Origin of the sequence: Streptomyces sp. NPDC002680 (genome assembly GCF_042889145.1) — a bacterium.
Classification (GTDB): Bacteria; Actinomycetota; Actinomycetes; order Streptomycetales; family Streptomycetaceae; genus Streptomyces; species Streptomyces adonidis.
This window is the reverse complement of the sequence record NZ_JBIAQP010000011.1, coordinates 316,649-339,647: the sequence shown is the minus strand read 5'-3', so window position 1 is coordinate 339,647 and position 22,999 is coordinate 316,649. Positions and strand designations below refer to the sequence as shown.

Here is a 22,999-nt window from a genome sequence, read left to right as displayed (position 1 = left end):
CAGTACGGTAGAGCGCGGCGGCGACGGGAGAGGCGACGGTGACTGGTGGTTCTGTACGGCGACGGATGGCCCTCGGCTTGGCCGTGCTGACCGCGGCCGGCATGCTCGCCCTGGCCAGCCCCGGAACCGCCGAAGCGGCAGCGCCCTGCTCCGGCCGCAAGGCACGCACACTCACCTTCTCCACCGGCGAGGTACACATATACCGGCGCAGCGGCTACGTCTGCGCAGTCACCCTCTCCAAGCGCCCCGGCGTCCGCCAGTGGATGTCGGTGAGCGTGAAGGCGCGCGGCGGACGCCCGGTCGTCGACGAGGGCGTGTTCTCGAAACGGGCCGGCCCGGTCACCGTGCACGCGGGACGGCGGCAGGTGTGGGTGAAGGGGACGGTTGGGCGAGGATCGGTCAGTTCTGGCTGGATTCGGTGTTGAGCCCCTCCCGACACTCTGCTCGCACCCTATTTACCGATCCCCTGCCCGAGGGATTTCCCTATCTCCCCTGGTGCGTCCGGCAGTTGCTCCGATAGCTTCCGGCGCACAGATGTTTCATAGGGGAGGGTGCATGCGCAAGGCGCTCAGATGGCTGCTGGCGCTCACCGTGCTCATAGGCACGTTGAGTACGGCCGGAGCGGCGACCGCCGCTCAGCCGGAGGCCACCGGCACCACGCGAACGACCAGTACCGCGGACATCAAGGACCAGCTCCTCGCGATCCCGGGCATGAGCCTGATCCAGGAGAAGCCGTACACCGGCTACCGGTACTTCGTCCTCAACTACACCCAGCCGATCGACCACCGGCACCCGTCCAAGGGCACGTTCCAGCAGCGGATCACCGTCCTGCACAAGGACGTCTCGCGCCCGACGGTCTTCTTCACCAGCGGGTACTTCGTCAACACGAACCCCAGTCGCAGCGAGCCGACGCGGATCGTCGACGGCAACCAGGTCTCCCTGGAGTACCGCTTCTTCACGCCGTCCCGGCCCGACCCGGCCAACTGGTCCAAGCTGGACATCTGGCAGGCGGCCAGCGACCAGCACCGCGTCTTCACGGCGCTGAAGAAGATCTACACCAAGAAGTGGCTGTCCACGGGCGGTTCGAAGGGCGGTATGACCGCCACGTACTACGAGCGCTTCTACCCGCGTGACATGGACGGCGTCGTCGCGTACGTCGCCCCCAACGACGTGGTGAACAACGAGGACTCGGCCTACGACCGGTTCTTCGCCACCGTCGGCACCAAGGAGTGCCGCGACCGGCTGAACGGCGTGCAGCGCGAGGCGCTCGTCCGTCGGGAGCCGCTGGAGAAGCGGTACGCGGAGGTCGCCGCCGCCGAGGGCTTCACCTTCGACACCATCGGCAGCCTGGACCGCGCGTACGAGGCCGTAGTCCTCGACTACGTCTGGGGCTTCTGGCAGTACAGCCTGCTCGCCGACTGCGAGTCCATCCCGGCGGACGCGAAGAACGCGACCGACGACGACATCTGGACCTCGATCGACACGATCTCCGGGTTCTCCTTCTACACCGACCAGGGCCTGGAGCCGTACACGCCGTACTACTACCAGGCGGGCACCCAACTCGGCGCGCCCACCATCAAGTTCCCGCACATCGAGAAGAAGTACATTCGCTACGGCTACCAGCCGCCGCGCAACTTCGTCCCCCGGGACATCTCGATGAAGTTCCAGCCGCGGGCGATGCGTGACGTCGACAACTGGGTCAAGCACCGCGCGAACCAGATGCTGTTCGTGTACGGGCAGAACGACCCGTGGGGCGCCGAGCAGTTCCGCCTGGGCAAGGGCGCGAAGGACTCGTACGTCTTCACCGCCCCCGGCCTGAACCACGGCGCGAACGTCGCGGCTCTGGTCCCCGAGCAGAAGGCGTTCGCCACGGCCCGCATCCTGGAGTGGGCCGGCGTCGCCTCGACCGCCGTCCAGTCGAACCCGTCGGTGGCCAAGCCGCTGGCGACGTACGACGCCAGGCTCGACAAGCGGAACATCGAGCGCGAGCCCACGCTGCGGCCGTAACGGCTGTGGAAAGCATGGGTAGTTGAATGCGACACGGGCTCGACGGCGGCTGCCGTCGAGCCCGTGCTCGTGTCAGCCGCCGATCGCCGCCGGCGGCCGACCCGCCATCAGCAGATTGACCAGGGCCAGCAACAGGTCCCGGCTGTCCAGCCGCTCCCGGAGGTCACCCATGACGACCGGGACCCCCGGGTCCAGGTCGAGCGCGTCCCGTACCTCCTCCACCGTGCGGTCCCGCATCCCGTGGAAGCAGTTGACGCCGACCACGAACGGAACGCCACGGCTCTCGAAGAAGTCGATCGACGCGAAACTGCTCTCCAGCCGCCGGGTGTCCGCGAGGACGACCGCGCCGAGCGCCCCGTGCACCAGGTCGTTCCACATGAACCAGAAGCGTTCCTGGCCGGGCGTCCCGAACAGATAGAGGACCAGCTGGCTGCTCACCGTGATCCGGCCGAAGTCCAGCGCCACGGTGGTCGTGGTCTTCCGCTCCACCCCGTCGAGGTCGTCGACCCCGAGCCCCGCGACGGTCAGCTGCTCCTCGGTGTGCAGCGGCGGGATCTCGCTCACGGAGCCGACCATGGTGGTCTTGCCGACGCCGAAGCCGCCCGCGATCAGTATTTTCACCGCGGCGGGCGCGGTGGGCGTCCCGGCCGCGGACGCCTGTGACCCGGCCTGTTCGTCAGAGTCTGAGTAGGGCATCCTTCACCGCCTGAAGAAGAGTCATGTCCGGTTCCTGGCCGACGGCCACCGCGAGCGGCGGCCGGGCAGTCACCCGGTCCAGCGTGATGAGGTCGCCGACGAGGATCTTCGTAACCGCCACGGGCAGATTCAGCTCGGCGGCGACCTCGGCGAGCGCCACCGGCGTACGGCACTGCCGCAGGATCACCCGGTGCTCGGGTTGCAGCCCCCGGTCGGCGGGCCGCTCGGCCGGCGAGACGGTGGCGATCACCGTGATGAGGGTGAGGTCGTCACGTACCGAGGCCGTACGCCCATGGGTGATCGTGTACGGCCGGACGAGACTCTCCTCGGCATCGTCGTCGTCCGGCGACGCGTCCGCCCAGTGGCTCACTCACGCCCCCCGCCCTCCAGGCGCTGGACCCGCACCTCGGTCCCCAGCCGCTGCCCGACCTGCTGTACGAGGGTGTCCATCGCCACGGCCATGATCTCGGCGTCGACCTCCTGGTCCGCCACGACCGCGAGGTGGGTGCCCCGCCCGGCCGAGCTGATGAACAGCCAGATGTCGTCCAGCTCGATGATGACCTGGTGGACGGCACCGCCGCCGAAGACCTCACCGACACCGCGGGCCAGGCTCTGCTGACCGGTGGCGATGGCGGCCAGGCGTTCCGCGTCGACCCGGGCGATGCTGTTGGACTGGCTCACCACCAGCCCGTCGTCGGACAGCACGATGGCGTTCCGGGTGCCCGGAACCTGGTCGACCAGACGGTCGAGCAGCCAGTCGAGGTCGGAGTTGGTGGCAGTGGTTCGCAGAGTCATCGTCCGTCTTCCTTCCGGGCCCGGTCGGGTCCCGGTGAGGGGTGCGTGGGCTGGTGGTCGGTCTGGTATGCGGGCTGGTTGTCCGCGTCGGGCCTGAGCCGCGAGGCCCGGGACTGGCGCTGGAAGGCACCGACGGTGGCGCCGGACCTGGCTCCCTTCCGCCGGGGCAGGGGCGGCACGGAAGCGCCGGCGGGGTCGGTGCGCGGCTGTTCGGCGGCGGGGTACGAGGGATACGAGGGAGGCGGCTCCCGGAGTTCGGTGACGAGGCTCGCCTGCCGGACGCGCCGGGGGAGGGGGTTCTGACTGCCGTTGGACGCCTGGGCGGGGGCCTGCGAGGGGCGGGCCGACGGCGCCGCCGACCCGGACGCCGACCCGGACGGTGCCGACGGTGCGATCCAGGGGCCGATCAGCGGACGGGCGTACCCCTCCTGCTCACCGGCGTGCGCACCGCGCGTCCGGGGTGCGGGGCGGGCGGGGGAGTCCGCCGGTCCGGGGCGGTCGGGGGCTCCGCGGGGCGTGAGCTGGTCCGGGAAGGGGGCTGTCGGGGTGCCGGGATGGTCGGAGGTTCCGTGGAGTGGGAAGGGGGCTGCCGAGGTGCCGGGGCGGTCGGAGGTTCCGCGGGGCGTGAGCTGGTCCGGGGAGGGGGCCGCCGGGGTGCCGGGACGGTCGTGGGTTCCGCGGAGCGTGAGTGGGTCCGGGAAGGGGGCCGCCGACGGTGCGGGCGCGTCCGTCTGCCCGGGATACGCGGGCGCGCCGTGGAGCGTGAGCGGGTCCGAGGCAGCCGGGTGTGTAGGGCGGGCGGTCGACGCGCGGAGCGCTGGGCGGTCCGGGACCGGTGCCGACGGTGAGGCCGGGAGCGAGGCGGGCCGCGCCGGGATCTGCTGGCCGCCCGTGATCAGCTCCGCGGGGACCAGCACGACGACCCGGGTGCCCCCGAACGACGAGGGCCGCAGCTCCACCTGGAGGCCCAGGTTGGCGGCGAGCCGGGCCACGACGTACAGGCCGAGCCGGGCGTCGTCGGCGCGGGACATCACGTCCATCCGGGGCGGGCTGGCCATCAGCTCGTTCGCCTCGGCGTACTGCTCCGGGTCCATGCCCATGCCGCGGTCCTCGATCTCGATCGCGATCCCGCGCCCCACCTGGGAGGCGGTCACCTCGACCGGGGTCGGCGGCCGGGAGAACGACACCGCGTTCTCCATCAGCTCCGCGAGGAGATGGACCATCGGACCGACGGCACGCTCCGTCAGCCAGGTCTCGCCGTCTGTGTCGATCCGGATGCGCCGGTAGTCCTGCACCTCGCCCTGGGCCGAGCGCAGGATGTCCAGCAGCAGAACGGGCCGGCGCCAGCGTCGCTGCGGGGTGCCGCTGCCGAGGATGACCAGGTTCTCCTCGTAGCGGCGCAGCCGGGCCGCCAGGTGGTCGAGGTCGAACAGGCCTTCGAGGACCTCGGGGTCCTCGTGCCGCCGCTGCATCTCGCCGAGACGTTTCAGCTGCATGCCGATCAGCAACTGGGTGCGCCGGGCGATGCGTTGCAGCAGCCGCTCGAAGCCGCGGTACAGCTCGATCTCCCGCACGGCGGTGTCCAGGGACGAGGTGCGGGCCTGGTTGAGGGCCTGGCCGAGCTGGCCGAGTTCGTCGTCGCCGTGCCGGATCTCGGGCAGTTCGGCGTCGGTGTCGACCTTCTCGCCGTTGCGCAGCCGCTCCACGATGTCGGGCAGCCGCTCCTGGAGCCGGAGGGCCTCGGCGCGCAGCCCGAAGATCCGGCGGCGCAGCATGCCGGTGAGGCGCAGCGAGATGAACAGCATCAGCAGCACGGCCGCCGTGCTCACCGCGCTGTTGACCATCATGTCGGTCATCAGACCGCCGAGTTCGTCCTCGGTGGCGGCGACGAGGTCGTCGGAGTAGTCGTTGCTCGCCTTCATCAGCGCGGGGGTCATCCCGGCGAGGCTCCGCTGCCACTCCTTGCCCTGTGCGGCGGAGACGGCGGTCCGGCCGCTGTTGTCGGCGTCCTCGGTGTTCAACAGGCGCTGCTCGACCGAGGTCTTGCGCTTCCAGTCGGCGCCGGACAGCACGGCCCGGTAGGCCTTGGCCCGGTCGGCGGGCAGCTGCGGGACGACCTTGTCGCTGTAGATGTGCTGCTCGCTGCCGATCGTCTCGGCCAGCTGGAAGCGCTCCTCGGCGGTGAGCCGGCCGCTCGCCGCTCCGGCGGCGATGATCGCGTCCTCGCGCGAGAGCATCTCCAGGCCCCACTGCGCGTCGAGCGCCGGCCGGACGAGGACCGACGTCTCACCGAAGCCGACGTTGCTGAAGTCCTCCAGCAGATGCATGCTCGACGCGATCACGCTCGTGTAGGCGTCGAAGGTCTGCTGCCGGCCGGTGGACCGCCGGTCCACGGCGTCCCGGTAGTCGGGCAGTTTCTTCAGACCGAGGGTGACCTCCTGGAAGGCCTCGGTGAGAGAGGACGGGGCGGTGCCGACCGCTTCGAGGCTCTGTACGGACTTGTCGGTGCGCGTGCGCTGCCGGGTCAGCTCGGTCCGGCCGGCCTTGGGGTCCGCGAGCGCCGCCGTGCTCAGCCGCCGCTCCGCCTGGAGGTTGAAGAAGACGGTGACGAGCGGGGTGCCGAAGCGTTTCCCCTCCTCGTTGCGGTCATGGACGGTCCGCCAGTCGCCGTAGAGCTGGGCCGAGTTCATCGCGCCCAGGGCCACCAGGGCGAGACAGGGCACCAGGGCCAGGACGAGCAGGATCGTCCGGAGCGACAACTGGCGCTTCGGAGCCGCCTGAGCCTTCGGAGCCCGGTCCTGCTGCTGTTGTGCCGTGCGTGCGTGGAGTGCCACAGAGGTTCCCGGCATGTGAGTGGTGGCGGACTGTCCGAAAAGAAGGGGTCCGCGCCATGACAGGGGGAGCCTATCGATTCACGAATTCACCACAACAGTTGTTCCAGTGAATGGGAGCGACTCGTTATTCGCCCGACATTCGCCCAACCTTGCCCGAAAAAATGGAATCTCTCACACCGCTTTCGCGCAGCCCACCGGCCGTTCCCCGCCCAGTTGCACGTAAAGGGCGGTGGAGGCAGGGCAGTTGACGCGTTTCACCACGGCCTCGGTCACCTTGTACTCCGGCTTCTTCTCGCCGGTCCCGTCGCACGCCGTCTCGCGCACCTCCCCCTGCCCGGCGCCGTACACGCAGTCGCCGACGATCGTGCGCGGGCCTCCGCCGCCGCCCGGGTCGCCGGGGTGCGGGGCCTGGAGGTTGCGCATGCAGGAGTAGCCCTGCGGGACGGTCCCGTCGCCGTCCTCGTCGGCGGCGGGCCGCTGTTCGCTGATGTGCAGCACGAAGTCGGTCGTCGCCGGGCATGCAGGACCGGCGCTCACCTTGCCGTCGTACCGGGCCACGACCCGGGCCGCCGCCCGCTCACTGGTGCAGGGCACCTCGGTGAAGCTGGTGGTGCCGAAGGAGCTGCACTCGTCGACGGAGAGGAAGACGGTGCCGTATCCGGTGGGCCGGGGCGGCACCGGCCGCTGGTCGACCGCCGTACCGTCGGCGGCACCGGAGGTCCCCGCCGCGGAGTCGTCCGACGCGCCACCATCCGACGCCAGTTGGCACCCCGTCCCCATGAACAGCGCGACCACAGCCAGCAGCGCGCAGGCGAACACCCGCACGCGCACCACTCCCACAGAACGCCTCTTGCGCATCGCATCCCCCCGAGTACCCCCGCTCAGCGTGGCCCTCACCGTGTGGGCCACGCCAGATGTCCAGAGGATTTGCGCCTATTGGGGGTGGTGCGCCGGTTGTGCGGCGTACGGCGTGTACGCCGCATTGCTTCCCGTTCCCGAGCGGGTTCGGCGAGATCAACTACGGTTCGGCTGCGGGCTGAAGGGGGGTGGTGCGTTGTCGGCTGCGGGCCCGGCGGGGGCTGGTCGCGCAGTTCCCCGCGCCCCTGAAAACCGTCGGCGCCCCTCTGGACGAGGGGCGCCGACCACCCACCTAGGGGCGCGGGGAACTGCGCGACCAGCCCCCACGGCGCCGCAGTGCACCGACAACCGTCAGTACGACAGCCCGTGGCCGATCGGATACAGCACCCGCGTCGGATCCTCCGCGTCCAGCACCGGCACCGGCAGCTTGCCGCGCGGTCGGACCCGCCCCGCGATCACCCTTGCGGCGGCCCGGAGTTCGACGTCGGTCCAGGAGTACGAGGCCAGATAGGCCTGTACAGCGGGCAGTTGGGCCACGTCGTAGGGGTTGCGGACGGCGACACACACCACCGGCCGCCCGGTGGCGAGGAGTTGGGCGACCAGGGTCCGCTGGCTGCTCGTGGCACTGACGTTGTACGTCCCGACGACCACCGCGTCCACCTCCCCGGCGGCGGCGACGGCTCGCGCGATGACGGCGGCGGAGGGTGCGGTGCCGGTCGAGAGGGCGGTCGCGGTGAAGCCCAGCTCGGTGAGGGCGCCCGCGAGAACGGTGGTCGGCGGGCCGGTCGTACCGGACGGCGAGGCGGGATCGGCCCCGACGACGAGCACGTTCTTCTGCGTGACCCTCGAAAGGGGCAGCAGCTTCCGCTCGTTGACGAGAAGGGTGGTGGTCCGCTCGGCGATCCGGTCGGCGGCGCCGAGATGGCCGGTGACCCCGACGGCCCGGTCGACGCCGGCGTGGGTGACGTACGGCCGGTCGAGCAGCCCGAGCCGGTTCTTGAGCCGCAGGACGCGCAGGATCGACGCGTCGAGCCGCGCCTCGGTCAACTCGCCCTGCCGTACGGCCGTGAGGACGGCGTTCCAGGCGATGTCGAGCGAGGGCGGGTTCAGGAGTTGATCGACCCCGGCCTTGAGCGCCAGCACCGGAACCCGGTCGTCCCCGTACTTCTCCCGTACGCCCTGCATGCCCAGCGAGTCCGTCACCACGACCCCGTCGTAACCGAGTTCCTCGCGGAGGATGCCGGTGAGGATCGGGCGGGAGAGGGTCGCGGGGTCGCCGGAGGCGTCGAGGGCCGGGACCATGATGTGCGCGGTCATGATCGAGTCGATGCCGGCGCGGATCGCGGCGCGGAACGGCGGAGCGTCGATGGTGTTCCACTGTTCGCGCGTGTGCTCGATGACGGGGAAGCCGTAGTGGCTGTCGACGGCGGTGTCCCCGTGCCCCGGGAAGTGCTTGGCGGTGGCGGCGACGGAGGCCCGCTGGTACCCGGTGACCTGTGCGGCGACCAGCCCCGCGACGGCGTTCGGATCGGCGCCGAACGACCGTACGCCGATCACCGGATTGGCCGGGTTGACGTTCACGTCGGCGACGGGCGCGTAGTCCTGGCGGATGCCGAGGGCGCGCAGTTCGGCGCCGCTGATGCTGCCCGCCGTACGGGCGTCGGTGCGCGAGGCGTTCGCGCCGAGGGCCATGGCGCCGGGGAGGAGGGTGGCGGGCTTGCCGACGCGGCCGACGATCCCGTGCTCCTGGTCGGTGGAGATGAGCACGGGCAGTCCGCGGGGAAGGCCGAGCGAGGCCTGCTGGATCCCGTTGCTGAGGTCGGCGATCTGATGCGGATCGCGGGTGTTGTGCGCCCAGGAGAAGTAGATGATCCCGCCGACCCGGTACCTGGCGATCAGCTCGGCGGCCGTCCGGACGCCGATCTCCTTGAGGTTGGCGTCGATGTCGGCCTGGTCGGGCGCGGTGGCGGAGTGTCCGTACACCCGCATGACGAACAGCTGACCGACCTTCTCCTCCAGGGTCATCCCGGCGACGATCCGCCGGAGCCGCGCGTCACTGTCGTACGGCTGTGCCTCACCCCCGAGGGCGAGCGCGGCGCCGGTGCCGGCGGTCGCGGCGAGAAGAGCACGTCTGGTGGTGCCGGAGTCGCGCACGGGGGCGCTCCTTCCCTCGTGAAGGAAACTTCCGAGAAGTCACGAATAACCGGGAAGTTTCTTCCAGTCAAGGGTGCGCACACTAACGGGAGATGGCCGCTTTTCCCCGGAAAGGGGCCGTCACCGGCGCATCGGAGGGGGGCGCGCCGGTGACGGCTCGCTGCCGGCCGCAGGCGGCTGGAGAGGGTAGGTCAGCGATCGCAGCCAGCAGCGAGGCCGACACCGCGCCACGGTGACTCATCCGGCAGTCGTGTCGGTTGGACGGGGGCGGGGCGAGGTGGGTTCCCGGAATCCGGCCGAAATCGGAAAGTTGGTACGGGGGTGGACGGCGGGGCGGGTGCGATACCCACGCGGGGCGATTCGTAACCGGACCGACACGCCGGAATCCCGCCAACCCTCTTACATTCCTGGCTAGTTGGGCGATGATCCCACCAATGCCCTGCGTGTTCTCACCGCAGCAGCGCCTGTCGGGGGACCGGCCCAGGGGAAGCCGAGACACAGGAGGCAAGGGATGACAACGAAGACAGGACCTCAGAGATACCCGGGCGCCAGCCGGGCGAACTGGTACCAGGACGACTATCCGGGCGACCCGATGCAGGTCAACGTCGTCGTCCTGCACACCACCGAGGGGCGCAGCCTGCCCACGTACAGCGGTGGTTCGATCGCGCCGAACCTGACGGCGGTGCCGGACCTCACCGCGAAGAAGCTGAAGTGGTACCAGCACTTCGACATAGAGACCTCGTCCCGGGCCCTCGCCAACAAGCGCGGCGGTGTCGAGACCAACACGCTCAACGTCACCCAGGTGGAGCTGGTCGGCACCTGCGACCCCAAGACGCACAAGAAGTGGACGACGGCGGGCCAGGCGCACATCTACTGGCCCGAGGCCCCCGACTGGGCGCTGAAGTCGGTCGCGCTGTTCCTGGCCTGGATGCACGAGGAGCACGGCGTGGCACTGGCCGGCCCGAAGCTGTGGCCGGACTACCCGACCTCGTACGCCGACGCCGGCGGCCAGCGGCTGTCCTTCACGGAGTGGAAGGCCTTCAAGGGCGTCTGCGGACACATGCACGTCCCGGAGAACGACCACGGCGACCCGGGCGGGATCGACTTCTCCGCGATCGTCAAGTACGCCAAGGCCGAACTGGACGTCGACGACGAGGACACCCCGACGCCGACCGTGCCCAAGCCGGTCGTGGTGCCCGCCTACCCGGGCCGCAAGTACTTCAAGGAGGGCGCCGTGAACGACCACGTCCTCAAGCTCGGCAAGCAGCTCGTCAAGCGCGGCTTCGGCGACCACTACAAGGTCGGCCCGAGCCGCAGCTGGGGCGAGGCCGACCGCCTCAACGTCCGCGACTTCCAGAAGTCCCGCAAGGAACTCCGCGGCGACGCGGACGGCTACCCGGGCCCACTGACGTGGCGCCTGCTGTTCTCGTGACTTGTAGGGGGCGCGGGGAACTGCGCGACAAGCCACGACGGCGCGGCAGCGACCCGACAACCCCTCACGTACGGCCCTTCCTGCGGAGCAAACCGTTCATGGTCCATTTCGCGGACGTTCCGACGCGCGAGCCCCGGGCCGGGCCAGCATAGGGACCATGGCCGTCGTACAGATCCCCGGTTCCAAGTCCATCACCGCGCGAGCCCTCTTCCTCGCCGCCGCAGCCGACGGAGTCACCACCCTCGTACGCCCCCTGCGCTCCGACGACACCGAGGGCTTCGCCGAGGGCCTGGTCGGCCTCGGCTACCGGGTCGGCCGGACCCCGGGCGCCTGGCAGATCGACGGCCGCCCGCAGGGCCCGGCGGCCGGCGAGGCGGACGTCTACTGCCGCGACGGCGCCACGACCGCCCGCTTCCTCCCGACCCTCGCCGCCGCCGGCCACGGCACCTACCGCTTCGACGCCTCCCCCCAGATGCGCCGCCGCCCCCTGGCCCCCCTCACCCGCGCCCTGCGCGACCTGGGCGTGGACCTGCGGCACGAGGAGGCGGAGGGCCACCATCCGCTGACCGTCGCGGCGGCGGGCGTGGAGGGCGGGGACGTCACCCTGGACGCGGGCGAGTCGTCCCAGTACCTCACCGCGCTCCTGCTCCTCGGCCCCCTGACCCGCAAGGGCCTGCGCATCCACGTCACGGACCTCGTCTCGGCGCCGTACGTGGAGATCACCGTCGCGATGATGCGGGCGTTCGGAGTGGAGGTCCGCAGGGAGGGCAAGGGCGAGGTGTTCGTGGTCCCGCCCGGCGGCTACCGGGCCACGACCTACGCCGTCGAGCCCGACGCCTCCACCGCCAGCTACTTCTTCGCGGCGGCGGCCCTCACCGGCGGCGAGGTGACCGTCCCCGGTCTCGGCACCGGCGCGCTCCAGGGCGACCTGGCCTTCGTCGACGTACTGCGCCGGATGGGCGCGCGGGTGGAGACCACCGCCGACCGTACGACCGTCACCGGCACGGGCGAACTGCGCGGCCTGACGGTCAACATGCGGGACATCTCCGACACCATGCCGACCCTGGCGGCCCTCGCCCCCTTCGCCTCCGGCCCCGTACGCATCGAGGACGTGGCCAACACGCGAGTGAAGGAGTGCGACCGCCTGGAGGCCTGCGCGGAGAACCTCCGGCGGCTGGGGGTACGGGTGGAGACCGGGCCGGACTGGATCGAGATCCACCCCTGTCCGCCCGGTACGGCTCCCGCCCAGGGCACGGACATCAAGACGTACGGCGACCACCGCATCGTCATGTCCTTCGCGGTGACCGCCCTGCGCACCCCCGGGCTCACCTTCGACGACCCGGGCTGCGTACGGAAGACGTTCCCCGGCTTCCACGAGGCGTTCGCGGAACTGAGCACCGGGCTGCCCCGCTAGGGCCCTGCCCGGGGTCGCCCCTGGGGTCTTCCCCGAGGCGTACCCCGAGGCGCGGCGGCCCGTGCTGTCCCTAATGTCCCCGACGAGGGATGCGGAGAGCGCCCGGCAGGGGGCCGGGCGACACGCCTCCCGAACGAGGGAGATGATCGCTGTGGGACCGAACGACGTCGAGATCGTCCGGGTGTTCGCCCGGAACACGACCAGCCCGAACGCCGACCCGACCCTGGACCCGGACAAGAACGCCGAGATCGCCCTGGAGGCGGAGGCGGGCGACGCCATCTTCCGGATCGGGGCGCCGTACGAGGTCGAGGTCGTCGTCAAGGACCTCTTCGACGGCACGAACATTCCGACGACGACGGCCAACGTGGTCAGCGGGCTGCTCAGCAAGGCCCCCTGGGACAAGCAGGCGGCCGTGTTCGTCTTCGGCATCGCCGCGGCCGAACTGGCCAAGCACCGGGGGCACCAGTGCGAGGTCTACGCCTCCGTGTACATGGGGCTGCAGGACCCGGACGCGAGCTTCGCGACCAGCCCGCGCTTCCTCATCCAGCGCTGACGCGTAGTCCAGCGCTGACGCGTCATCCGTTGCCGACCGGGCCGGGCGGGAGTCTCGTCGCCAGCCCGACCCGGGAGGAGATGCCGAGCTTCGTGTAGGCATGGCCCAGGTGGTACTCGACCGTCTTCACGCTGAGCAGCAGTTCCCGGGCGACCTGGCGGTTGGTGAGACCGGAGGCGGCGAGCCGGGCGACGGCCAGTTCCTGCGAGGTCAGCACGGGGCCGCGGTCGGGTGGCGACGGGGGACCACCTGCCGCGCGGGCCGTTCCGCAGGCGGCGAGTTCGCGGGCGCAGCGCTCCAGGAGGGGAACCGCACCGAGTCCCGTCAGGGTCTTGTGCGCGGCCTGGAGCGCCTGCGCGGCGGCGGCCCTGCGACCGGTCCGGCGCAGCAGTTCGCCCGACGCGAGCTGGAGCCGGGCCCGTTCGTACGGCGCGGTGACCCGGGCGGCGTGCGCGAGTCCGGTGCCGAACATGTCCTCGGCGGCCCCGGGTTCGTGCCGGGCCGCGAGCAGCTCGCCCCGGATCCGGCAGCCGGTGGCGAGGGCGGCCGCGTGTCCACGGTCGGCGGCCAGCGTCTCGAAGACGGTCAGCGCGTGGTCCGCCTCGTCGAGGCGCCCGAGCCCGATGAGCGCCTCGGCCAGCAGATCGCGCCACGGCCCGGTCATCGGCTCACAGAGCCCCTCGGCGGCGTCCGCCTCCAGAAGCGGCAGCAACTCCGCCGCGGCGGCGTCCGGTTGCCCCCGCAGGAGGGCGAGGAAGGCACGAGCCCGCCGGGACTCGATCATGATCATCCCCGGCGTGACCGGTATGTCGGGCACCTGGCGCAGATGCCACTCCGCCCGGTCGTGGTCCCCGCGGGCGGCGAGGACCCACGCGGCCGCCGCGTGCACCGTCGGGTGCAGTTCGTTGCCGGTGTCGTCGGTGAGGGACGCGGCCGAGTCCAGGAGCTGTGCGGCCTCCTCCCAGGCGCCCAGCGCGTACTGCGTGAGGCCCAGCTGGAACATCGCGATGATCCGCAGCATCATCGGCCCGTCCCGGCAGATGAACACCGCTTCCCGCAAGTCCCGTTCGGCGCCCGCCAGTTCGCCCGACCACAGCCGCAGCAGACCGCGTCCGCAGAGCAGATCCACGTCGGCGGCGGTGACGAGGGAGGCGTCGGGCAGCTCCGCGACCACGGCGAGCCCGCGCCCGATGTCACCGCTGAGACCGTAACCGGTCATCCGGACGTAGCGCAGCATCGTGCTGGAGGCCCGCCGGGCACACAGTCGCAGGGACCGTCCGGCCCATTCTGCGGCGTCCAGGCCCTGGTTGAGGGACAGCGCCATGAAGCTGAGCATTCCGGCGATGTACGAGGCCGGCTCCGGGTCCGTCGTGGGGTCACAGTCGTTCCAGGCCTCGCGCAGCAGGGGCTCGGCCTGCCTGAGGTCGCCGTCGAAGGGCAGCATCATCGCCCGCGCGTACCGATGCGCGGCCGAACAGGCGTCCCCCGGCAGCTCGTCGAACACCGCCTGCGCCTCGTCGCGCCGCCCCTCCCACAGCAGCGCCTCGATCGCCTCGACGCCGTACCGCTCGCGGTCCCGCTCCGTACGGGCCAGCCTGCCGGCGTCGCGCAGCAGCGGGGCGGCGCTGCCCCAGCGCCGGGCGGCGGCCTCGGTCCGGGCGGCGTCGGCGAGCTGTCCGGCCAGCGCCTCGTCCGGGCCCTGCGCGGCGTGCACCAGGTGCTGGAGGCTGCCGTACGCCGAGTCCGACTGCCCGGCGGCGGCCCGGTGCAGCGCGTGCCGTCGTACGGGCCCGAGCGTTCGGTAGACGGTGGCGCGCAGCATGGGATGGGGAAAGGACACGCGGGGGCCGCCCGGCTCCGGTGTCTCGTCGAGCAGCCCGGCGCCGACCGCCTCGTCCAGCGCGGGCAGCGGATCCTTCAGCTCCGCGAGCCGGGCGGCCCTGTGCAGCGGGCAGGACATGCCGAGCACGCTCGCGGCGGCGGTCAGGGCCTGCGCCTCGGCGGTGCGGTCCGCCAGCCGCTGTTCGATCAGCCGCGCGTACCCGAGCGGCGCGGGCAGCGGGAACGCCGTGGACATCAGCCGGGCGGCCGGCACCTGTTCAAGCAGCGCTTTCACGTGCAGCGGGTTGCCGTCGGTGTGATCGAGCAGCCGTACGACAGCGGTAGGCGGCAGCGAACCGCCGCGGGCGGCGGCGAGCTCACCGACCTCACCCGCACTCAGCCCGCTCAACGACACCCGCAACGTCCCCTCACCGGTGAGCAGCCGCCGCAACCCCTCGGGCAGCGCCGGATCATCGGCCTCCCGCACGACGACGACCGTGAGCACCCGGTCGGCGCGCAGCCGGCGCAGGGCGAAGGCCAGCGCCTGGAGGGACGAGGAGTCCGCCCAGTGCGCGTCGTCCACGACGAGGATCAACGGCCCGGCGGTACGGGTCTGGAGTTCACCGAGTACGTCGAGCAGCCGGGCGCCGGCCGTCGGCGCGTCGGCTGCCGGGGGCCGGGGGAGGACCTGCTCGTCCTTCTCGGCGGGGGAGAGGAGCTGGTCGAGCAGCCCGAGCGGAAGCCCGGTCTCGTTCTCCTCCCCGCAAGCCCTGAGCACCTCGGCGTCAGGATGCGCGGCGACGAAACGCCCGATCAGCGCGGTCTTCCCGATCCCGGCGGGCCCGTCGACCAGCACGATCCGGGACGCCCCGGCGACAACGTGCGCCAACTGCCCGTCCAGAGCCGAGAGATGACTGCCCCGCCCGACGAACGGACTGCCCTGATCCCCCATACCGGCCACTCCCCCAAGCTGCCGCCGCGGGCCCCGTCGCCCTCTGCCACCCTCGCGTACGGGGGAGCACCGCTCAAGGGGCCACCTGGACCAATCCGGGGCGCCGCGGACATGGAGAACACGGTCGGGCAGCAGACGTACCCCACACGGAGGACTCCGACGCGTGCCCCTGCCCGGCGCCCGAGGACCAGGCCACTCAGCGCCGACTGCCCACCCACTCGCCCCCGCCGCCCCTACCCGTTCCCATCCCTGGGGGCTGCGCCCCCAGACCCCCTTTGTCCTCAAACGCCGGACGGGCTGACTATCCAGCCCGTCCGGCGTTTGAGGACAAGGCCCGTTCAGGGCCGTAGCGGGGGTTCGGGGGCGGCAGCCCCCGAGGATGGGAACGGGTAGGGGCGGCGGGGGCGAAAAAAGGTCCCGGAGCACACCACGACACGCTGCACCGGTGTCTGGCCCGGCCGAGGTGGACCAGGCAGCTCAGGCCGACTCGTTGAGCAGCCGCGCGAGGTGGTCATGGCCGGCGCCCAGCAGCCCCTCCAGCGGCACGACCCCCTCGTACCACCGCTTCTCGTACTCCCAGCACAGCCACCCGTCCCACCCATGCCGGGAGAGAACCTCGACACACTCGGCGAGCGGCAGAACACCCGCGCCCAGCGCCAGCGGGGTGGTGTCCTCGGCCGAGGCGATGTCCTTGACCTGGACGTATCCGAGATGCGGGGCGAGCGCCGCGTAGCTCTCCGAGGGCTGCTCCCCGCCGAGCCAGGTGTGCATGACGTCCCAGAGCGAGCCCACCTGCCGATGACCGACCGGACCCAGGACGCGGATCGCGGCGGCGCCCGTGCGATGCGAGTCGTGGGTCTCCAGGAGGATGCGTACGCCGAGATCGGCCGCGTACTCGGCGGCCGTGCCGAGTCTGCGGGCCGCCGCCGCGTCGGCCTCCTCGGGGGTCTGTTCGGTGCCGCCGCCCGGGAACACCCGGACGAAGGGGGCGCCGATGTCACGGGCGAGTTCGAGGAGCGTGCGGAGATCGGCCAGCACGGGCTCGTCGTCACCGGGGGCCGCGACCCGGACGTACCCGGCGAGACCGAGGATCTCGACGCCGGACGCCTTGAACTCGGCGGCCACATCGGCCCGTTCGGCCAGGGTGAGCCCGAGGTTGACGGGCTCTTCGGGGTGGGTGCGCAGCTCGACGCCGTGGTAGCCGTGGGCGGTCGCGAGCCGCAGGACATCGGGGAGGGGGAGACCGGGGACGCCGAGGGTGGAGAACGCCAGTTTCATGTCCACGGACCCTACCCGTCGCTCCGCCACTTCACCGGTCTGTCGTCCCGTGCAGGTCGAGGCGCCAGTCCTGGCCCACCAGATCCTTGCCGAAGGAACGGTGGGGCTTCTCGGTGGTGAGGACGAAGCCGTGGCGCTGGTAGACGTGGCGGGCGGCGGTGAGTACGTCGTTGGTCCACAGGACGACATCGCGGTAGCCGACCTCGCGGGCGAAGCCGACGACGGCCGCGACGAGCCGGTCGCCGATACCGAGTCCGCGCGCGTCCGGCTCGACGAGCAGCAGCCGCAGCCGGGCCGTCCCGGGCGCCTCGTCCCGTACGCACATCACGCACCCGACCGGCCGCCCGTCCAGCTCGGCGATCCACACCCGCTCCAGATGCGGGTCGTGGTCCTCGGCGAAGTCGGCGACGATCCGGGCGACCAGACCCTCGTAGTCGGTGTTGAAGCCGTACTCGGACGCGTACAGCGCCGCGTTGCGCTGCACGATCCAGCCGAGGTCGCCGGGGACGGGCTCGCGCAGCAGGACGTCCTCGCGGCGCGGCGGCCGGCCGTCGGAGAGGAGCGAGCGGACCGTGTGCAGTGCCTCCGCGAGCCGGGGCCGGTCGGCGGCGGGCACGGTGGCCAGCAGCGAGGCGATGGCCTCCGTGGAGCGCTCGTTCAGCAGGTTGGCGGTCTCGCGCCCGCTCACGGTGAGCGTCACGCGCCGCCGCCGGGGATCACGCTCCGAGGGAGCCCGCTCGATCAGCCCGTTCTCCTCGAACTTGTTGAGGATCCGGCTCAAGTACCCGGCGTCCAGGGTGAGTTCGGCACGGAGATCGGCGGCGTCGGTACGGGTGGAGTGCGCGAGTTCGTACAGGACGCGGGCCTCGGTGAGGGTGTACGGGGCGTAGAGGCTGCTGCTGTAGTCGAGCGCGCCGATGACGTTCGTGTAGAAGCGGTTGAAGGAGCGGATGTCCTGGACGGTCATGGACCACCTCGCGGGCGACGGGATAATCGATATCTGACTCAGTCAGAGATATTGCCGCTTCGAGGGTAGGGCGCGGGCGAGGTGTTCCTCAAGGCCCGGCAACGGAGCGGCAATGCCCGTCTTCGGCATCCCACGGCTTGGCCAACCCCATGCCACTCGTTGCTCACTTGTTCATCCGCCGCCCCTGACGCCTCTCGCCGCCCGAGGCGAAGAGTGAAAGGCCTGACCGGCCCAACAGGCTCAACAGGCTCAAGAAGGGGCAATCATGGCCGAGTTGACCCGTCGTAGACTCCTTGGCTCCGCCGCAGGCACGCTCGGCGGCGCCGCGGCACTCTCCCTCCTCCCGCCCAGCGTCCAGCAGGCCGTCGCGGCCGGACCGCCGCGGCACGGCTCGCTCGACGACATCGAGCACGTAGTGATGCTCATGCAGGAAAACAGGTCCTTCGACCACTACTTCGGCACCCTGTCGGGCGTACGGGGCTTCGCCGACCCGCACGCGCTGAAGCTCCCGAACGGCCGCTCGGTCTTCTACCAGCCGGACACCGTGAACCCGAAGGGCTACCTGCTCCCCTTCCACCTCGACACCCACACGTCGAGCGCGCAGGCGATCCCGTCCACGAGCCACGCCTGGTCGGTGCAGCACCAGGCGTGGAACGGCGGCAGGATGGACCAGTGGCTGCCGGCCCACCGCAAGGCGGACGGCGTCAACGGCCCCTACGTGATGGGCTATTACACGCGCGAGGACATCCCGTTCCAGTTCGCGCTCGCCGAGACGTTCACGATCTGCGACAACTACTACTGCTCGGTGTTCGGCCCGACCTGGCCGAACCGCCTGATGTGGATGACGGGGACGATCGACCCCGGCGGCAAGCAGGGCGGCCCGATCACCAGCAACGTGGCACCAACTCCGTACCGCTGGACGACGTACGCCGAGCGCCTCCAGGCGGCGGGCGTCAGCTGGAAGGTGTACCAGCAGGACGACGACTACGGCTGCAACATGCTGGAGCAGTTCGCCACGTTCAAGCAGGCGGCGCCGGGGTCGGAGCTGTACGAGCGGGGCGTACGTCCGCAGCCGGAGGGCACGTTCGAGGACGACGCCCGCAACGACCGTCTCCCGACGGTGAGTTGGATCATGCCGACGAGCTTCCAGTCGGAGCACCCCGACTATCTCCCGGCGGCGGGCGCGGACTTCGTGGCGTCGAAGATCGAGGCGATAGCGTCGAACCCGAAGGTATGGAGGAAGACGGCCTTCATCCTCAACTACGACGAGAACGACGGCCTGTTCGACCACGTGGCCCCGCCGACCCCGCCGGAGGGCACGGCGAACGAGTTCATCGGCGGCCTGCCGATCGGCGGCGGCTTCCGCGTCCCCGCGATCATCATCTCGCCCTGGACGGTGGGCGGTTGGGTGGCCTCGGAAGCCTTCGACCACACCTCGGCGCTCCAGTTCCTGGAGCGCTTCACGGGAGTCGAGGAACCGAACATCACCGACTGGCGCCGCGAGACCTTCGGCGACTTCACCTCGGCCTTCCGCTTCCGCGACTCCCGCCCCCGCCCGCCGCGCCTGCCGCACGACACGGCGGAGCAGCTGGAACGGGCGAAGGAGGAGGTGGCAACGTTGCCGAAGCCGACGCTTCCCGGGGCCGCGCAGTCGTTCCCGAGGCAGGAACGGGGGCACCGGCCGCACGTGTGAGGTGAGTTGAGGTGAGGTGACGGGCGGGGCGTCCGAGTCGTCGTCGGGGCGCCCCGTCCCACTTCGGCGAGAGTGGGGCGAAGGCGGTCCGGCGGAGTCACGTGGCCGTGCGGGTTCGCCGGGCCGTGGTGATCCGGACGAGGTGTTCGGTCTGGGCGTCGACGGCCTGGGGTCCGTTGCCGGTCAGCAGAGTGTGCTCGTCGTCCCAGACGACCTTGGCGGCGGCGGGGTTCAGGGTGAGGCCGACGTCGTACCCGGCCGCGTCCAGGGCGACATCGACGTAGTAGGGCAGACGGGTGGCTTCGCCGGGCACCTTGGGGTACTGCACCTCCAGCATCATCCGCTCGCCGTGGCGGGGGACCGTGGTGACGCGTGCGCCCTTGTACAGGTGCTGTTCGTCGGTGGTGACGGCGCCTTCGTCGTCGACGCGGTAGCGGGCGGAGGTCAGCGCGACGGGCGCGTGGCAGATGAGGGAGACCGGCACGGCACTCTCCCGGAGGGTGCCCAGCAGCTCGCCCATCCACGGGTTGTCGTGGAAGTCGACCATCGGCGCGTGTCCGCCGGGCATGTGGACGAACGCGAGGTCGTCGAGGGAGAAGTCGTCGCCCGAGTCGCGGTGCCGGCGGATCAGTTCGGGGATCGAGTGGTACTTGCGCTCCGGCAGGGATGCGAAGCCCGCGACGACCTCGTCCCTGATGGAGGCGGCCTCACGGTCGGTCCTGGGCAGGGCCTCGGAGACCGGGATACGTCCGAGATGCCGCCGGGCGAGGGCCAGTTCGGCGTTACGGCGTTCCAGCAGGGCGGGGTTCTTGGCGCGCAGCGTCTCGGGTCCGGAGTGCTTCGCCGCGCTCTGGATGGTCGTACGAGCGGTGGCACTGCCCAGGCTGCCGGCCGCGTGGAAGTTGAGGGCGAGGCCGTTGATGTCGAGCTGGGGCGGGTTGCCGTCGGGAGTGGCGAGGACGAAGTCGTAGTCGTTCTCGAACTCGGCCATGACCGCGGCGAGTTCAACCAGGAAGAAGCCGGTGGGGAGACCTGGGTGGCCGGCCGGCCTGCTCAGCGGCAGGGTCCGGGCGGAGGACAGGACGAACAGGGCCTGGGGGCGGGGCTCGACGGGACTGGACACCAGGGTTCCTTTTCCTTGTGGTCGGTGTGGGTCGGCGTGGGTCGGGGGTCAGGCGGGTACGCCGGAGCCGCGCTTGATGAGGGCGTCGAAGGAGCGGGCGGGCAGGAGCCGGCTGAGCAGGATCAGGGGGCGGGCGCCGAAGCCGACGCGGTAGCGGATGTGCGGACGGCGGCTCGTGGCGGCCTTGACCACCGCGTCCGCGATCACGGAAGGGGGAGAGGTCATCCGGGCCCCGTCCCGGGAGCTGCTCGCCAGGGACTTGGCCATGGCCTCGGCCTGCTCGGCGTACGGTCCGTGACCGGAGGTGACGCGCAGCTTGTCGGCCGCGATGGCACCCCACTCGGTGTGGATCGAACCGGGCTCGACGAGGACGACGTCGACGCCGAACCGCTTCAGTTCGAGGCGGAGCGCGTCGCTGAGCCCTTCCACGGCGAACTTGCTGGCGTGGTACCAGACCCCCATCGGCGTGGCGAAACGCCCGCCCATGGAGCTGATGTTGACGATCGTGCCGCTGCGCCGGGTGCGCATGTGGGGCAGCACGAGCTGGGTGAGGTGGGCCAGACCGAAGAGGTTGACGTCGATCTGGGCCCGTGCCTCGTCCAGGGGTACGTCCTCCAGGGCGCCGTAGGAGCCGTAGCCGGCGTTGTTGACCAGGACGTCGATACGCCCCTCGTCCTCGATGATCCTGTCGATCGCGGCCTTCGCCGAGGCGTCGTCGGTGACGTCCAGGGCCAGGGTGCGTACGCCGGCGGCGGTGAGGGCGCCCATCCGGTCGACGCGCCGCGCGGCGCCGTAGACGACGAACCCGGCCTTCTGCAGCCGGAGTGCGGTGGCTTCACCGATACCGGAGGAGGCGCCGGTGACCAGTGCGACTTTGTTCGACATGAGAGTTCCCTTGTTCGTGGCAGGCCCGCTGTGCGGGCCGTCGGCCGGGTCGGCTTCGCGTTGCCACAAACATAAGAGACCGCCGGTCTAAAAACAAGAGACCGCCGGTCTGAAATTCGAAGACTGCTGGAGGCTGCAAGAGACTGCCAGTCTGTAGACTCCGGACATGACCACGTTCCAGCGGGCGAGGAGTGAGGAACAGCGCCTGGCGCGCAGGCAGACGATCCTGCAGACCGCCGCGGCGATGCTCGTCGAGATGCCGGTCTCCGCGATGAGCCTCAATGAGCTGAGCCGCCGTGTCGGGCTCGCCAAGTCCAACGTGCTGCGCTACTTCGAATCGCGCGAAGCCGTGCTGCTCGACCTGCTCGACCAGAGCGCCCGCGACTTCCTGACGGAAGCGGGCGGACAACTCCGCTCACTGGTCGACGAGCGCGACCCTCTGGACGTCAGGACCGAGGCGGTGGCATCCGGGCTGGCCGCGTCCTTCGCCGCCCGGCCGATGCTGTGCGAACTGCTCAGCGCGCAGGCCGGCGTACTGGAGCACAACATCTCCGTCGAGGTCGCGACCCGATACAAGGAGGGTGCCCGCGACAGCCTGCTGGGCCTGGCCGGGTTGCTTCGCGACCTCTTCCCCGAGCTGGACCGACCACGTTCCGAGCAGGGCGCCAACCTGATCATCGTCCTGATCAGCGGCCTGTGGACCCACACCCACCCCGCGCCCGCGGTACGCGCGGTCTACGACGCCGACCCGAGCTTCGCGTTCATGGACTCGACTTTCGCGGACGCCCTGCACCAGGCGTTGTACGTACTGCTCACGGGCCTGCTGGCCCGTAGCTGACTGCCCCCGGTGGCCCGGTGGCCCGGTGGCCCGGTGGCCCGGTGGCCCGGAGGCCCGGAGGTCCGGAGGTCCGGAGGGTTCGGTGGGTTCGGTGGGTTCGGAAGGCGGGCCTCAGGCCCAGAACTCGTTGCTGCGGTCGATGTCCTCAAGGCACTCGTCGAGGTCGGTGATCCTGTCCCCGACGACCCGGAAGACGATGGAGGCGATCTCGTCGATCCGCCTGCCCTGGCGCTCGGCGGTGAAGCGGTGCACGGAGACCGCGTGCCCGCGCCCGTCGACAAGGACGTTCAGCAGTACGGCGCGCAGGGTGCCGTCCGTCTCCTCGGCGAGCCGCCGGTACAGCTCGATGATCGCGTCCTGCCCCTTGAAGTCCCCGGAGAGCGGGTGACTGCCAGGAACGTGCTGAGCGGCGTCCGCCGCGAGCAGGGTCCGCATGGTGTCCATGTCCCCGCGCGAGAAGGCGTCGTAACCTTTGCGCACGAGGGCTGCGTGCGGGTGCTCAGCCATGGTGATCGCCACCTTTCGGTGTGTGGGCGATGTCCGACTGACGGGGACCATTCTCCTCGGGTTGGGGGTGGTGTGCAGGTCAGGGTCGGAACCCGCCCCGGAGGGGGGAACCAGGGCAAGGCCGGGCGCGGCTTGCGGCACACGGAATCTCGCCCTGGACGACTATCCGTTCGTTCGGTCCGGGCGCGTGGA

Annotated in this window: 19 protein-coding genes; 7 read left to right on the top strand and 12 right to left on the bottom strand. The window is 70.9% G+C overall.

The window, feature by feature from the left end; genetic code table 11:
• The first annotated feature begins 65 nt into the window (after positions 1-65).
• Both ACFYXF_RS28955 and ACFYXF_RS28950 read left to right on the top strand, forming a co-directional pair.
• Positions 66-425 carry a hypothetical protein gene (locus ACFYXF_RS28955; RefSeq protein ID WP_389353937.1) on the top strand — a complete coding sequence of 120 codons (360 nt, stop codon included), beginning with the start codon at positions 66-68 and terminating at the stop codon, positions 423-425.
• Positions 426-555: 130 nt separating this feature from the next.
• Positions 556-2,007, top strand: coding sequence for a S28 family serine protease (locus tag ACFYXF_RS28950; protein WP_389353778.1), 1,452 nt, complete (start codon positions 556-558; stop codon positions 2,005-2,007).
• A gap of 72 nt (positions 2,008-2,079) precedes the next feature.
• On the opposite strand, the gene ACFYXF_RS28945 is transcribed toward ACFYXF_RS28950, so the two are convergent.
• The 6 genes from ACFYXF_RS28945 to ACFYXF_RS28920 form a co-directional block, all read right to left on the bottom strand.
• Positions 2,080-2,703 (bottom strand): ATP/GTP-binding protein, encoded by a 624-nt coding sequence (locus tag ACFYXF_RS28945; protein WP_389353776.1) that lies wholly within the window; start codon positions 2,701-2,703, stop codon positions 2,080-2,082.
• Complete coding sequence (locus tag ACFYXF_RS28940) at positions 2,684-3,073, bottom strand: DUF742 domain-containing protein (RefSeq protein ID WP_389353774.1); 390 nt, start codon at positions 3,071-3,073, stop codon at positions 2,684-2,686. Before ACFYXF_RS28940 ends, ACFYXF_RS28945 begins: the two co-directional genes overlap by 20 nt.
• Positions 3,070-3,498 (bottom strand): roadblock/LC7 domain-containing protein, encoded by a 429-nt coding sequence (locus ACFYXF_RS28935; RefSeq protein WP_389353772.1) that lies wholly within the window; start codon positions 3,496-3,498, stop codon positions 3,070-3,072. The genes ACFYXF_RS28940 and ACFYXF_RS28935 overlap by 4 nt, the downstream gene beginning before the upstream one ends.
• Positions 3,495-6,332, bottom strand: a complete 2,838-nt coding sequence (locus ACFYXF_RS28930) for a nitrate- and nitrite sensing domain-containing protein (RefSeq protein WP_389353770.1) — start codon at positions 6,330-6,332, stop codon at positions 3,495-3,497. Before ACFYXF_RS28930 ends, ACFYXF_RS28935 begins: the two co-directional genes overlap by 4 nt.
• Positions 6,333-6,503: 171 nt before the next feature.
• Complete coding sequence (locus ACFYXF_RS28925; RefSeq protein WP_389353768.1) at positions 6,504-7,190, bottom strand: hypothetical protein; 687 nt, start codon at positions 7,188-7,190, stop codon at positions 6,504-6,506.
• Between the two features lie 351 nt (positions 7,191-7,541).
• Positions 7,542-9,344: a glycoside hydrolase family 3 protein gene (locus ACFYXF_RS28920; RefSeq protein WP_389353766.1), complete on the bottom strand. Its 1,803-nt coding sequence runs from the start codon at positions 9,342-9,344 to the stop codon at positions 7,542-7,544.
• Positions 9,345-9,855: 511 nt separating this feature from the next.
• Here ACFYXF_RS28920 and ACFYXF_RS28915 point away from each other — a divergent pair.
• The 3 genes from ACFYXF_RS28915 to ACFYXF_RS28905 all read left to right on the top strand — a co-directional run bounded on the left by ACFYXF_RS28915 (position 9,856) and on the right by ACFYXF_RS28905 (position 12,743).
• Positions 9,856-10,776, top strand: a complete 921-nt coding sequence (locus ACFYXF_RS28915; protein WP_389353764.1) for a peptidoglycan-binding protein — start codon at positions 9,856-9,858, stop codon at positions 10,774-10,776.
• A 157-nt stretch (positions 10,777-10,933) separates the two neighbouring features.
• Positions 10,934-12,190 carry a 3-phosphoshikimate 1-carboxyvinyltransferase gene (aroA, locus tag ACFYXF_RS28910; RefSeq protein WP_389353762.1) on the top strand — a complete coding sequence of 419 codons (1,257 nt, stop codon included), beginning with the start codon at positions 10,934-10,936 and terminating at the stop codon, positions 12,188-12,190.
• Between the two features lie 151 nt (positions 12,191-12,341).
• Positions 12,342-12,743: a hypothetical protein gene (locus ACFYXF_RS28905; RefSeq protein ID WP_389353760.1), complete on the top strand. Its 402-nt coding sequence runs from the start codon at positions 12,342-12,344 to the stop codon at positions 12,741-12,743.
• A 22-nt stretch (positions 12,744-12,765) separates the two neighbouring features.
• Here the strand turns inward: ACFYXF_RS28905 and ACFYXF_RS28900 are convergent, their stop codons facing one another.
• From ACFYXF_RS28900 to ACFYXF_RS28890, 3 genes are all read right to left on the bottom strand, one after another.
• Positions 12,766-15,516: an AAA family ATPase gene (locus ACFYXF_RS28900; RefSeq protein WP_389353758.1), complete on the bottom strand. Its 2,751-nt coding sequence runs from the start codon at positions 15,514-15,516 to the stop codon at positions 12,766-12,768.
• 477 nt (positions 15,517-15,993) lie between these two features.
• The gene (locus tag ACFYXF_RS28895) at positions 15,994-16,794 is read right to left on the bottom strand and encodes a sugar phosphate isomerase/epimerase family protein (RefSeq protein ID WP_389353756.1); all 801 of its coding nucleotides are present in this window, start codon (positions 16,792-16,794) and stop codon (positions 15,994-15,996) included.
• A 31-nt stretch (positions 16,795-16,825) separates the two neighbouring features.
• Positions 16,826-17,761, bottom strand: a complete 936-nt coding sequence (locus tag ACFYXF_RS28890; protein ID WP_389353754.1) for a GNAT family N-acetyltransferase — start codon at positions 17,759-17,761, stop codon at positions 16,826-16,828.
• 265 nt (positions 17,762-18,026) lie between these two features.
• Between ACFYXF_RS28890 and ACFYXF_RS28885 the strand changes: the two genes are divergently transcribed.
• A complete protein-coding gene (locus tag ACFYXF_RS28885) occupies positions 18,027-19,454 on the top strand; it encodes an alkaline phosphatase family protein (RefSeq protein ID WP_389353752.1) in 1,428 nt (475 codons plus the stop codon).
• 97 nt (positions 19,455-19,551) lie between these two features.
• Here the strand turns inward: ACFYXF_RS28885 and ACFYXF_RS28880 are convergent, their stop codons facing one another.
• Positions 19,552-20,577 carry a hypothetical protein gene (locus ACFYXF_RS28880; protein ID WP_389353750.1) on the bottom strand — a complete coding sequence of 342 codons (1,026 nt, stop codon included), beginning with the start codon at positions 20,575-20,577 and terminating at the stop codon, positions 19,552-19,554.
• A 48-nt stretch (positions 20,578-20,625) separates the two neighbouring features.
• Positions 20,626-21,462 (bottom strand): oxidoreductase, encoded by an 837-nt coding sequence (locus tag ACFYXF_RS28875; RefSeq protein WP_389353748.1) that lies wholly within the window; start codon positions 21,460-21,462, stop codon positions 20,626-20,628.
• 166 nt (positions 21,463-21,628) lie between these two features.
• Here ACFYXF_RS28875 and ACFYXF_RS28870 point away from each other — a divergent pair, with 166 nt between their 5' ends.
• On the top strand, positions 21,629-22,300 hold the full coding sequence (locus ACFYXF_RS28870) for a TetR family transcriptional regulator (protein ID WP_389353746.1): 672 nt from the start codon (positions 21,629-21,631) through the stop codon (positions 22,298-22,300).
• Positions 22,301-22,411: 111 nt separating this feature from the next.
• Here the strand turns inward: ACFYXF_RS28870 and ACFYXF_RS28865 are convergent, their stop codons facing one another.
• The gene (locus ACFYXF_RS28865; RefSeq protein WP_389353744.1) at positions 22,412-22,807 is read right to left on the bottom strand and encodes a nuclear transport factor 2 family protein; all 396 of its coding nucleotides are present in this window, start codon (positions 22,805-22,807) and stop codon (positions 22,412-22,414) included.
• Positions 22,808-22,999 lie beyond the last annotated feature (192 nt).